This is a genomic window from Xanthomonas sp. XNM01 (assembly GCF_014851915.1).
Taxonomy (GTDB): Bacteria; Pseudomonadota; Gammaproteobacteria; order Xanthomonadales; family Xanthomonadaceae; genus Pseudoxanthomonas.
Genome location: NZ_JACVAP010000006.1, coordinates 125,093 through 139,182, shown reverse-complemented (window position 1 = coordinate 139,182; position 14,090 = coordinate 125,093). Strand labels below are relative to the sequence as shown.

Here is a 14,090-nt window from a genome sequence, read left to right as displayed (position 1 = left end):
CCGGACCGCAGCGGACCGGCGCCGGGGCCGCGGTCTGCGCGGACGCGACGGGAACGAGCGTCACCAGTGCCAATGCGAGGATGCGGAGCCGGATCATGCGCACGTCCTCACTCCCCTTCCGTTTCGGGCTGCACGGTGCCGACCGGCGGCGCCTTCCCCGGCGCTGGAACCGGCTGCGCCGCCAGCGGCAGAGTCGCGACGGTGCCACCATCGGCCGCCACCAACTCGATCCGTGTGTTGAGCGCCACCGCCGGCGCCAGCCGGTCGGCCAGTGCCGTGCGGATGGCCTCGGCGCGACGCCCACCCAGTTCCATGCCGCCCGGGTCGACACCGATCCGGACGCGGCCACCACCCCGGGCGGACAGGGCCTCGGCGGCCTTGTCCAGGACCGGCGCATGGGCCGGCGGGATCGCGGCCTCGCCGGTGACGAACACCGCTGCCGCCAATGCGATGTGCGCACTGGCCACCGGGGCGAGGCCGCCGGCCGGCAGGCGCACGCCGAAGTCGAACCGCACCGGCAAGCCCGGAGTGATGCGGCGGACGAGCGGATTGGGCGTGGTGAAGTCCGCACCCGATGGCAGCGTCGCCGGGTCCACCTTGAGGATGAAGTTGCGACCGCGGTCGCCACCGCCCGGGATGCCGAGCAGGTGGTAGCGGCCGTATGCATCGGTTTCCATCAGCAGCCCTTCGACCGCGGCGATGCGGACACCCGGAATGCCGCGCTCGCCGGCGTCCTGCACGCCATTGCCGTTGCGGTCGTCGAACACGCTGCCGACGACCAGGCTCTCTTCCAGCAGCGGGTCGGCGACGATCTCCACGTCGGCATGGGCGACGTTGGAGATGCTGCCGCCCTGCGCGTCGACGGCCACGATCCGGTTGGTGTGGACGCCGGTGCCGGTGCCGGCACCCACCCTCAGGTAGTAGACGACGGTGGCGGTGTCGCCGACGGCCACGTCGATCCCGTCGATGCGCAGCGGCTGCACGCCCGATGCGCGCGCGGCGTTGTCCGCATCGCCGACCTCGAAGCCGCCACGCACGAATACGAAGCCCGGCGGGAGCGTGTCGAGCAGCGAGACGCCACGCGCATCGAGGTCGCCGACGTTGTCGATGGTCACCACGTAGCGGACCAGGTCGCCGATCTGCGCGGTCCGGGTGGCCGCCGCCTTGGTCAGGCGCAGGGTCGTCTCGCCGCCGCTTCCAGCCACCGTCACGGTGGCTTCCGCGCACGCGGGGGTGGGCACGGAGACATCGCAGATGCCATAACGGAACTGGTCGGCGCCACCGAACGCACGCAGCGCGCGGTAGATGCATGACCCTCCCTCGCAGCTGACGCTGCCGCGGGTGGGCTCCATCGCGATCCACAGCGAGTCCGGATCCAGTGGCGCGCCGCGGACCGCATCGTTGGCCAGCACGTCGATCGTGGTTTCGCCATCCGCTGCGACCGCGGCCGTGTCATCGGCCAGCACCAGCGTGTTCGCCGGCACAATGAGCGTGACGGTGGCGGTGGCGCAGTCGGACGGATCGGTGATCAGGCAGATGCGGTAGTCGAAACTCTGGGTACCGCTGAACCAGGTGGTGAGCGCGGCCCACACCGTTCCACCGGACATGACGCTGGCGGTGCCGTAAGGCAGCTGGCTGGTGATGGTGATCGTGATCGCGTCCGCGCTGGCTGCGAGCCCGTTCTCGCGATCGTTGGCGAGCACGTCCAGCATCAGGCTCGCATTGGTGGGCAGCATCCAGGTGTCATCGGTCGCCTCGACCCGTTCGGCGACGACCGTGACCCGCACCGCCGCGGTGGCGCAGACCGTCGGCTGTGCACGCAGGCAGATCGCGTAGGTGGTGCTGTACGTCCCCGGCGCGAGCGCCGGCACGACGCTCAGGTTGCCGGCCGCGTCGAAACGCAGTGCCGCGGTCGCCACGGCGCTGAACGACACCGTCGACGGGTCCAGCACGGCACCGTCGGACAGGTCGTTCGCCAGCACGTTGCGGACGTTGCCGCCGCCGGCGGTGGGCACCGCGTCCACCACGTCGTCGAAGGCCACCAGCGCACCGGCAGGCGCGCGCACCGTCACCCTCGCCACGGCCTGGGAACAGTTGGCCGGCACCGACCGCTCGCAGATGCGGTAGGTCACCCGGTAGTCGCCTGGCGCCAGGCCAGCGGGTACAAGGATCGCGCCGGTTGCGGTGAGCGATACGCCGGGCGGGCCGCTGACCAGGCTTGCGGTCACGTTGCCTGCGGGCAGCGGCGAGACACCGTTGTAGAGGTCGTTGCCGAACACGCTCGGGGTCGCGCCACCGGTGGTCGGATTGATCAGCACGGCGCCGAAGTCGTCGTCGATGGCCTGCAGGGTCGTGGCGGCGACCACCGTCACCCGGACCGTCGCGGTAGCGCACACGGCCGGCTGCGCAACCAGGCAGATCCTGTAGGTCGTGGTGTACACACCGGCCGCCAGCCCCGGCGCGACACTGAGATTGCCGGCCGTGTCGAAGCCCAGCGCGGAGGTCGTGACGGGAGTGAACACCACGGCCGAGCGATCGAGTGCCGCACCATCGAGCGTGTCGTTGGCCAGCACGTTGCGCACGTTGCCGGCACCGGTGACCGGCACCGAGGCGACGACATCGTCGAAAGCCGCCAGCGAGCCAGCCGGTGCCTGCACCCGTACCGTCGCCACCGCCTGCACGCAGTTCGCGGGCGCTGCACGCTCGCAGAGCCGGTAGGTCAGCGGATAGAGACCGGGGGCGGTGCCCGCGGACACCAGGATCGCGCCGCTCGCAGCCAACGAGAAGCCGGGCGGCGGCCCGACGAGGTTGAGCACCACGCTGCCGGCGGGCGGCACCGCACCGTTGAAGCGGTCGTTTTCCAGCACGCTGGGGGTCGCACCGCCGACGGCCGGGTTGATCGCAAGCGCACCGAAGTCGTCGTCGACCGCCTGGACCACGTTGGCGGCTACCACGGTCACGCTGACGGTACCGGTCGAGCACACCGAGCCGTCAGCCACCAGGCAGATCGCGTAGCTGGTGGTGTAGGTCCCCGGCGCCACGCCCGCCGCGACGCTGAGGTTGCCCGCGGCATCGAAGCTCAGCTGCGCGGTCGGGACCGGTGTGAAAACCACCTGTGCCGGGTCCAGCGGCGCGCCGTTGTAGGTATCGTTGGCCAGCACGTTGAGCAGGTTGCTGCCACCGGTCCCCGGCACGGACGGCAGCGTGTCGGCATTGGCCGACAGCACACCCGCCGTTGCCACCAGCGTGACGCTGACGGTCGCCGTCGCGCAGACCGACGGGTCGCTGACCAGGCAGATCGCGTACGTCGTGGTGTAGGTGCCGGCCGGCAACCCGGCGGCGACGTTCAATGCGCCATCGCTGCCGAAGGACAGCGCCGGCGTCGGCACCGGCGTGAACACCACCAGGGCCGGGTCCAGCGTCAGGCCGCCGTAGGTATCGTTTTCCAGCACGTTGACGACGTTGCTGCCACCGCTTGCTGCAGGCACGGAGGCGACATCGTCGAACGCCAGCAGCGTTGCCGCCGGGCTCTGGATGCGCAGCGTGACCTGGGCGGTCGCGCAGTTGCCGGGCTGCGCGGCGTCGCAGATCCGATAGCCCAGCGTGTACTGCCCGGACGCGGTACCGGGCGCAACGGCGAGCGTCCCGTTGGGCTGGATGGTGATGCCCGCCGGTGGCGAGGACAGCGACGGGATCACGGCGTTCGTCGGCGGCGGCGTGGTCGCATTGAAGCGGTCGTTGTCCAGCACGCTGCCGGTGGTCGTGCCGCCGGTCGTCGGGTTGATCGGCGTGGCGCTGAAATCGTCGTCGAACGCCTCGATGACATTGATCGCGGCACCGACAGTGATCGTGACCGCCGCGGTCGCGCAGACGCCGCTGTCCGGCATGGGCAGACAGACCTGGTAGACAAACGAGACCGGTCCGGACGTTCCACTTGGCGGCGCATAACTGAAGCTGCCATCGGTGTTGAACGTCAGCCCCGGTGGCGTGGTGCCGCTGATGGTGAACACCGAGCCGCCCGGCACGTTGTCATTGGTCGACACGTTGCCGGTGACGGCCTGCCCGGCAGGTGTGGACACCGTATCGGCCACCGCCACCGGCAGCACCAGCAGCGCGACGCTGGCGGTGTCGCAGTTGGTCGGCACCGCGGCCTCGCACAGCCGGTAGGTCAGCGTCAGCGCGCCGGCCATCGTGCCCGGCGCCACGCTGATGATGCCGGTGCCGTCGATGTCGACCCCTGCAGGCGCCCCCACCAGCGACAACTGCACGCTCGCTGGCAACGGCGGCGCGGCGCCAAGGACGCTGTCGTTGGCCAGGACGCTGGTGACGATGCTGCCGCCAGTCACCGGATCGATCGGCGCATTGCGGAAGTCGTCGTCCACCGCATCGACGGTGCCGGCCACCAGGTTGATGGTGACGCCGGCCAGACCGCAGACGTCGTTCGACGGCACCGGGAGGCAGGCCTGGTAGTCGAACGTGACCGGACCGGTCGTACCGACAGGGGGCGCGTACAGGAACGTGCCGTTGGCATTGAAGGTCAGGCCTTGCGGCGTGGCACCTCTGACCGAGAACACCGCATCGATCGGCACGTTGTCGTTGTCGCCCACGTTGCCCACCGTCGGCTGGCCGAGCTGGCCGGTCACCACGTCGTCCACCGCCAGTGGCGCGATCAGCAGACGCACGTCGGCCGTATCGCAGTTGGTGGGCAGCGCGACCTCGCAGGCCTGGTAGACCACCAGGTAGGAGCCGGCCGCGGTCCCGGCCACCGCGCTGATCTCGCCCGTGGCGCCGATGCCGACGCCTGCGGGCACCGCGCCGACCAGCGTCAGCTGCAGCGTCCCCGCCGGCGGCGGCGCGACGCCGTTGAGACTGTCGTTGACCAGCACGCTGGCGGTGCTGCCGCCCGTAGCGGGATCGATCGGCGTGGTAGCGAACGTGTCGTCGTTGGCGATCAGGGTGCCGGCGTTGACGTTGATGGTCACCGACGCCGTACTGCATATGGTGGTTTCAGGTGCCGGCAGACAGACCTGGTAGGTGAAGCCGACCGTGCCACTCGTGCCGACGGGCGGTGTGTAGACGAAGGTGCCGTCGTTCTCGAGCGCCAGACCGGCCAGTGCGGGGCCAGTCGCGGAGAACACGGCATCCGGCGGCACGTTGTCGTTGCCGGCCACGTTGCCGTTGAGCACCTGTCCGCTCGGTACCGAGACGATGTCGACCACGGCCACCGGCGACACCAGCAGGCGGATGGTCGCGGTATCGCAGTTGGTCGGCAGTGCCGCCTCGCACGTCTGATAGGTGATGGACAGCGCGCCCGCACCCGTCCCGGGCGCCACGCTGATGATGCCGCTGGCATCGATGCTCACGCCGGCCGGTGGAGCAACCAGGCTCAGAATCACGGCAGCGGATGGCGGCGGTGTGGTGCCATTGAGCGTGTCGTTGGCCAGCACGCTGACCGGCAGGCTGGCGCCCACCTGCGGATCGACCAGACTGGCACGGAAGTCGTCGTCGACGGCCAGCAACGTGCCGGCGTTGACGTTGATGACCGCGGAGGCGGTCGCGCACACGCTGTCGTCCGGCGCAGGCAGGCAGACCTGGTAGATGAAGTCCACCGGACCACTGACGCCGGCAGGCGGCGTGAACTCGAAGCTGCCGTCGCCATTGAGCACCAGGCCCTGCGGTGTGGCGCCGCTGACCGAGAACACGGCATTCGCCGGCACGTTGTCGTTGGTGCCCACGTTGCCGGCGACCTGCTGGCCAGCCGTGGTGGATACCGCATCGTCCACGGCGGCCGGGCTGACGACCAGCGTGGCCGCCGCACTGCCGCAGTTGGCCGGCAGGGCGGCTTCGCAGATCCGGTAGGTCAGCGTGGTGCTGCCCGCGGGCACGCCGGCCGCAACGACGATGGTGCCGTCGGTGTGGATGCTGTAGCCGGCCGGTGCTGTCACCAGGGACAGCTGCACCGTCGCCGGCAGCGGCGAGGTCACGCCGTCGAGGCTGTCGTTGGCCAGCACGCTGGCAGTGACGCCGCCCGTGGCGGGGTCGATGGCCGGCACACGCAGATCGTCGGCGACCGCAAGCACCGTACCGGCGTTGACGCTGATGGTGACATCGGCCGTCGCGCAGCGACCGTCATCCGGCGCGGGCAGGCAGACCTGGTAGGCGAACGTCACCGGCCCGCTGATGCCGACCGGCGGCGCGAAGCTGAAACTGCCGTTGGCATTGAGCACCAGGCCGGCCGGGCCCGTGCCACTGACGCTGAACTGCGCGCCCGGCGGCACGTTGTCGTTGGCCCCCACGTTGCCGTTGAGGGTGACGCCGACCTGCGTGGACACCGCATCATCGTTGGCCTGCGGTGCGACCACCATGATGATGTCGGCACTGTCGCAGTTGCCCGGCAGGGCCGCTTCGCAGACCTGGTAGGTCAGCGTGGTCCGGCCGGCCGCGCTGCCGGCGGCCACGTTCACGCTGCCATCGGCGTTGATGGCGACGCCCGCGGGCGCACCCACCAGCGACAGCTGCAGCTGCGCCGGCAGCGGCGGCATGGCGCCGTTGAGCGTATCGTTGAGCACGACGCTCGGCAGGACGCCGCCGGTGACCGGGTCGATCACGGAGGCACTGAAGTCATCGTCCACTGCCAGCAGCGTGCCGGCGTTGACGTTGATGGTCACCGACGCCGTGTCGCACGTCGTGTCGTTCGGGGCGGCCAGGCACACCCGGTAGGCGAAGGCCACCGGCCCGCTGGTCCCTGTCGGTGGCGTATAGGTGAAACTGCCGTCGGTGTTGAACACCAGACCACCCGGCTCGATGCCGCTGGTGCTGAACACCGCATCGATCGGCACGTTGTCGTTGAGCGACACGTTGCCGCTCACGGGCTGGCCGACCGGCGTGGAGACCACGTCGTCGTTCGCCACCGGAGACACGACCAGGGCGATGCCGGCCGTGCTGCAGTTGGTGGGCAGCGCGGCCTCGCACGCCTGGTAGGTCAGGCTCACCGCACCGGCCGCGGCGCCACCCGGCACGACGACGGTGCCATCGGGATCGATCGCATAGCCGGTCGGCGCACCCACCAGCGACAGCTGGACCGTGGCCGGCAGCGGCGGCGTGGTGCCGTTGAGGCTGTCGTTGGCCAGCACGCTCGGCGTGGTGCCGCCGTTGCCCGGATCGATCGGCACGCCACTGAAATCATCGGCCACCGCCAGCAGCGTGCCGGCATTGACGTTGACACCGACCGCGGCGTCCGCGCACACGCCATCGTTGGGGACAGGCAGGCAGACCCGGTAGGTGAAGCCCACCGCACCGCTGGTGCCCGCTGGCGGCGTGTAGGTGAAACTGCCATCGGCGTTGAACACCAGGCCATCGGGCGAGGTACCGGTGACGCCGAACACCGCGTCTGCCGGCACGTTGTCGTTGGTGGCGACATTGCCGGTCACCGGCTGGCCGACCGGCGTGGACAGCACGTCATCCACGGCCGATGGTGCGATCACGACCACCGCCGTGGCGGTGTCGCAGTTGGTGGGCAGCGCCGCCTCGCAGAGCCGGTAACTCAGCGTCAGCGCGCCGGCACGCGTGCCCGGGGCCACGGTGATGCCGCCTGCCGCACTGATGCTGACGCCAGACGGCGCACCCACCAGACTCAGCTGCACATCGGCCGCGAGCGGAGGCGTGGTGCCGTTGAGGCTGTCGTTGCCCAGCACGCTGGCGGTGCTGCCACCGAGCAGCGCGCTGATCGGCGTGGTGCTGAAATCGTCGTCGCTGGCGAGAACAGTGCCTGCGTTGACATCGATGGTGGCGCTGGCGGTGTCGCAGACCCCCGAATCCGGCGTTGCCAGGCAGACCTGATAGGTGAAGATCACCGTGCCACTGCTGCCCGGCGGCGGGGCGTAGGTGAAGCTGCCGTTGGGATTGAACGCCAGCCCGGCCGGCGCACCGCCGGGAATGGTGAACGTCGCGGTGGACGGCACGTTGTCGTTGACCGCGACGGTGCCACTGACCGGCTGACCGACCAGGGTGGAGATCACGTCATCCAGCGCCGACGGGGCGATCACCAGGCGGATGGACGCGGTATCGCAGTTGGTCGGCAGTGCGGCCTCGCAGATCTGGTAGGTCAGATCGATCCCACCCGCGGCCGTGCCCGCAGCGACATTGACGGTGCCATCGGCCGCGATGCTCACGCCGGCAGGCGCACCGACCAGGCTCAGCTGCACCAGCGTGTCGGCCGGCGACGGCACGCCATCGAGCACATCGTTGAGCAGCACGCTGGCGCTGGTACCGCCTACGGACGGATCGATCGGCGACGCGCCGAAGTCGTCGTCGCCAGCCACGAGGGTACCGGCATTGACGTTGATGGTGACGCTGGCCGTGGCGCACGCGGCGTCGTTCGGGGCGGCCAGACAGACCTGGTAGATGAAGCTCACCGGGCCGCTGGTGCCCACGGGCGGGGTGTAGGTGAAGCTGCCACCGGGATTGAACTGCAGCCCGGCCGGCACGGCGCCGCTGACCGCGAACACCGCATCCACCGGCGTGTTGTCGTTGAAGGCGACATTGCCGTTCACCGCCTGTCCGACGGGCGTGGCCACGACGTCGTCGTTGGCCTGCGGCGATACCACCAGCGTGGCGGTGGCCGAATCGCAGTTGGACGACAGCGCGGCCTCGCAGACCTGATAGGTCACGGTGACGCTGCCTGCGACCGCACCGGCCGGCACGACGATCGTGCCGTCGGTGTTGATCGCGTAGCCGGTCGGCGCGCCGACCAATGCCAGCAGTACCGTGGCCGGCAGCGGCGGCGTGGTGCCGCTGAGCGTGTCGTTGCCCAGCACGCTGGCCGTGGTGCCGCCCGTGGCCGGATCGATCGGCGCGCCGCTGAAGTCGTCCGCGACGGCGGCCAGCGTGCCCGCATTGACGTTGATCGTCACCGTCGCGTCCGCGCAGGCTGCGGTATCAGGCGCAGGCAGGCACACCCGGTAGTCGAAGCTGACCTGGCCGCTGGTGCCGATGGGCGGTGTGTAGGTGAACGTGCCGTCGGCATTGAACGCCAGGTCGGTCAGTGGCGGGCCGATCAGCGAGAACTGCGCCGTCGGCGGTACGTTGTCGTTGCCGGCCACGGTGCCGATCAGCACCTGGCCGACCGGCGTGGACAGCAGGTCGTCGACCGCCGCCGGGCTGATCAGCAGTTGCACGGTCGCGGTCGCGCAGTTGCTGGGCAGCACTGCCTCGCACAGGGTGTAACCCAGCGTCATGGCACCCGCGGTGGTGCCCGGCGCCACGTTGATCACGCCGCCAGGCCCGACGCTGATGCCGGGCGGTGGCGCAGCCAGACTCAGGATCACGCTGCTCGCCGACGGCGGCGAGACGCCGTTGAGGCTGTCGTTGAGCAGCACGCTGGCGGTCGTGCCACCGGTGACCGGATCGATCGGCGTGGCACGCAGGTCGTCGTCGTTGGCCACGATCGCACCGGCCTGCACGGTAATGGTCGCACTCGAGTCCGAGCACAAGGCGTTGAACGGCGGCGGCAGGCATACCTGGTAGGCGAAGCTCATCGCGCCGCTGGTGCCATCGGGCGGCGTGTAGGCGAACGTGCCGTCCGCGTTGAACAGCAACCCGTCGGGCGATGCGCCGGTGACGCTGAACAACGCGCCGGGCGGTGCATTGTCGTTGCTGGCGACGTTGCCGATGAGGGTCGCGCCGGCGAGCGTGGAGAAGCTGTCGGTCACCGCCAGCGGATCGACCAGCAGCGTGGCCGTGGCCGTTGCGCAGTTGCCGGGCAGTGCCGCCTCGCAGATCTGGTAGGTGACGTCCAGGCGCCCCGCCGGCGAACCTGCGGCGACCTGAATCGTGCCGTCGACATCGATCCCGATGCCGGCCGGTGCGCCGATCAGCGACAGCTGCACGAGCGCGGGCAGCGGTGGCGAGGCGCCATTGAGCGCGTCGTTGCCCAGCACGCTTCCAGTGACGCCGCCGGTCACCGGATCGACCGGCGTCGCGGTGAAATCATCGGACACGGCCAGCAGCGTGCCGGCGTTGACGTTGACGGTGGCCGTGGCGGTCGTGCAGACGGTGCTGTTCGGCGCAGGCAGGCAGACCTGGTAGATGAACGTCACGGCACCGCTGGTGCCTGACGGGGGCGCGTAGATCAGGCTGCCGTCGGCTCCGAGATCGAGGCCATCGGGCGTGGCGCCGACCACGCTGTAGACCGCGCCGGCGGGGGCGTTGTCGTTCAAACCGAGATTGCCGGCGACCGGCTGGCCGACCGGGGTGGACAGGGCATCGTCGACCGCCACCGGCGCGATCACCAGCTGGGCCTGCGCGACGGCGCAGTTGCCCGGCAGCGCGGCTTCGCAGACCTGGTAGGCGACCGTCACCGCGCCAGCGGCGCTGCCCGGTGGCACCGCGATCGTGCCGTCGGTATCGAGCTGGAACCCTGGCGGCGCACTGGTCAGCGCCAGCAACACGCTGGAGGCCAGGGGCGGCGACGTACCGTTGAGGCTGTCATTGCCCAGCACACTGGCGGTCACACCGCCACTGAGCGGAGCGATCACGCTGGCGCGGAAGTCATCGTCCACCGCCAGCAGGGTGCCGGCGTTGACGGTGATCGCGACGCTGGCGAACGCGCACACCGCATCGTCCGGTACGGGCAGGCAGACCTGGTACGCAAAGCCGACCTGGCCGCTGGTGCCCGCCGGCGGCGTGTAGGTGAAGGTGCCGTCGGGGTCGAATGCCAACCCGGGCGGGATGGTGCTGGTGACGCTGAAGAACGACCCGGGCGCGATCGTGTCGTTGGCGGCCACGTCGCCGTTCAGCGCCTGGCCGACCGGCGTGCTCAGGATGTCGCCGACGGCCACCGGCCCCAGCAGCACCCGCACCGCGGCCGACACGCAGTTGCCCGGCAGGACGGCTTCGCACATCTGATACTGGAAACTCTGCTCGCCGGCGACGCTGCCGCCCGCGATGGAGATCGTGCCGTTGGCGTTGATGGTGAATCCGGCCGGCGCACCGATCAGGCTCAGGAGCACATCGCCCGGTGCCGGCGGCACTGCACCGTTGTGACCATCGTTGGCCAGCACGCTGGCGGTAGTGCCGCCGTAGACCGGATTGATCACCACACTGCGGAAGTCGTCATCGGCGGCGGCCAGGCTGCCGGCGTTGACGGTGATGGTCGCCAGCGCTGTGGCGCACACCGCGTTGTCCGGTGTGGGCAGACAGACCTCGTAGGTGAACGGCACGGCACCGGTGAAGCCCGACGCCGGTGTGTAGTCGAAACTGCCGTTGCCGGTGAACACCAGGCCGGCCGGCGTGCCGCCGACGATGCTGAAGGTGGCACCGGCCGGCGCGTTGTCGTTGATGGCGACGCTGCTGGACAGCGCGCGTCCGGCCACCGTCGTGAAGGCGTCGTCTTCCGCGTCCGGTGAAATCAACAGCGTGATCGTGGCGGTGTCGCAGTTGTCCGTCCCGGCTTCGCACAGTTCATACGTCAGCGTGACCGGACCGGAGGCCGCACCCGCCGGTACCACGACTTCACCGGCCGCGTTGAGCGCGTAGCCGACCGGCGAGCCGTTGATCAGGTTGAAGCTCACCTGTGCAGGCGTCACCGGCACGGCATTGAGCGTGTCGTTGACCAGCACGCTGGCGCTCACCCCGCCCGGCGGCACCGGTACCGAACGGAACGGATCGTCCACTGCGTCGATCGGCGCCGCGGAGACGTTGATCGTCACCGTGCCGACGTCGCAGACGGCATTGTCCGGCGCCGGCAGGCATACGCTGTAGTCGAAGGCATCCGCACCGACGGCACCGGCAAGCGGCGTGTAGGTGAACGAGCCATCGGCGTTGAACACCAGGGTGCCCCGGGTGGGCGTGGTCAGTGCCGAGAACACCGACACGGCGGGCGCGTTGTCGTTGGTCGCCACGTTGCCCGGCATCGTCACGCCGCCGGTGGCGGTGAACGCATCCGGCTCGGCGTCCGGTGCGATCACCAGGCGGATGCTGGCCGTGTCGCAGCTGCCCGCCTGGCAGAGCTGGTAGGCGAACGCGGCGGCGCCGGCCGACACATTCGGGGCGACGTTCAGTGTCGCACCCGCACCGAGCGAAATCCCGGTCGGCGCGCTGATCAGCGTGATGGTCGCCAGGGCGGGCGGGAACGGCTGACCATTGAGGGTGTCGTTGGCCAGCAGGTCTGGCGTCGAACCGCCGGTGGACGGGATCGGCGTGGCGAAGATGTCATCGACCGCATCGACCGCATTGGCGGCCACCACGATCTGCACGCTGGCGGTATCGCAGGCGGTCGCGTCCGGTGCCGGCAGGCAGACCCGGTAGGTGAAGGCATCCGGACCGGTGTAGTTGGCGTTGGGTGTGTAGGTGAACACGCCATTGGCGTCGAGCACCACCGAGCCGTTGGCCGGCGCGCCCCCAGCCGTCAGCGCGTACTCCACGCCGGGCGTGATGTTGTCGTTGTTCGCCACCGAGGCTGTCAGCACACGACCACCACCCGGCGTATCGAACAGGTCGTCGATCGCATCGGGCGCGACCGGCACGCGCGCCGTGGCAGTGGCGCAGTTGGTCGGGAAGGCGGCCTCGCAGATCCGGTAGGCCAGCGTGTAGACGCCGGCCGGCGTTCCCGCTTGAACCGTGATGGCGCCATCGCCGGCCAGGCTGATGCTGAAGCCGGACGGTGGCGACACCAGCGCCAGGGTCACCTGCCCGCCGAGCGGCACCGGACCACCGGAGAAGGTGTCGTTGGCCAGCACGCCGGTGGTGGTGGTGCCGCCTGTCTGCGCACTGATGAACGACAGCGTGTCGTTGCTGGCGACGATGGGGTTGGCGTCCAGCACCAGGTGCGCGGAGGCGATCGAACAGGTCGTCGCGTTGGGTGCCGGCAGGCACACCTGGTACTGGAAGGTCAGCGGCGCGTTGATGCCGCCGCCCGGGGTGTAGGTGAAGTTTCCACCTGTCGGCGCGATGACCAGTCCAGCCACGGCCGCACCGCTCAGGGAGTAGGGCGAGCCCGCCGGCACGTTGTCATTGAGTGCGAGATTGCCGGTGAACGTGAGCGCGCCGCTGTTGACGTTGAAGCTGTCCTCGGACGCACGCGGTGCCACGATCAGGTTCGCCACCGCACTGGAGCAGTTGGTCGGCGATGCGGCTTCGCAGATCTGATAGGTCACCTGCTGCGCTCCGGCGGGCGCTCCCGCAGGGACGCTGATCGATCCCGCCGCATCGATGGTGTAGCCAGCCGGAGCAGCTGTCAGCGCGACCAGCAGGTCGGCGGCGACCACCGGGGAACCGGCCAGGGTGTCGTTGGTCAGCACCGATGGGGTGGTGCCGCCACTGAGCGAAGAGATCGGCGAGGTGAAGACGTCGGCGCTCGCGGTCAGCTGCCGCGGCTGCACGGTGATCGGAGTGGTGGTGGCAGTGTTGTCGGCCAGCGTCGGGTCGGTGGTGCCCGGCGGCAGGACCAGAGTGACGGTGTTGGCCGGAATGGTGGATGGCGTGGTGGCGGGCGCGGTACCGCTGACCACCAGCGTCACGCTGCCGCCCACACCGACGTCGACCGCGGTGTTGATGGCGTTGCCGGTGTCGCTGGCACTCCCGCATGCGGAGCCTGTGCCGGACGCCGAACAGACCCAGCTCACGTTGGACAGCTGGGCCGGCACGCTGTCCACCACACCGACGCCGACGGCGGTGGACGGGCCGATGTTGCTCACCACGATGCGGTACTGCACCGTGGACGTGGCTGGTGCGGGCGTGGCGGTGAGGATGGTCTTGCTGACGCTCAGCTGTGCCTGCAGGGCCAGGGCGTTGCTGTCCGTGGCGCTGTTGTTGCCCGGGATCGGGTCGCCGATCTCGGCCGGGGTGGCGACCTGGGCCGTGTTGGACAGGGGGTTGGGATAGGTCTGCGCCCTCGGCGCGGAAGGCAGGAGCAGCAATGCCAGCAGACAGGCACTGCGCGTCGCCGTGGCTGCCGCGGCATGGAGACTGGTCTGGCCCCTGGCACTTGCCATGCGTTCCTTCCTCGTGACCCTTGTCATGCCGACGCGCTGCGACGCCATGACACCGCTTCCTGACGACACGCCCCATCCGGGGCACGGCTCCTGCAACCG

The 14,090-nt window shown here is 70.0% G+C and carries 1 protein-coding gene; it reads right to left on the bottom strand.

Going from position 1 to position 14,090, the window contains the following annotated elements; genetic code table 11:
- Positions 1 to 107: 107 nt before the first annotated feature.
- The gene (locus IB242_RS18355) at positions 108 to 13,991 is read right to left on the bottom strand and encodes an Ig-like domain-containing protein (RefSeq protein WP_192282931.1); all 13,884 of its coding nucleotides are present in this window, start codon (positions 13,989 to 13,991) and stop codon (positions 108 to 110) included.
- Between the last annotated feature and the right edge of the window lie 99 nt (positions 13,992 to 14,090).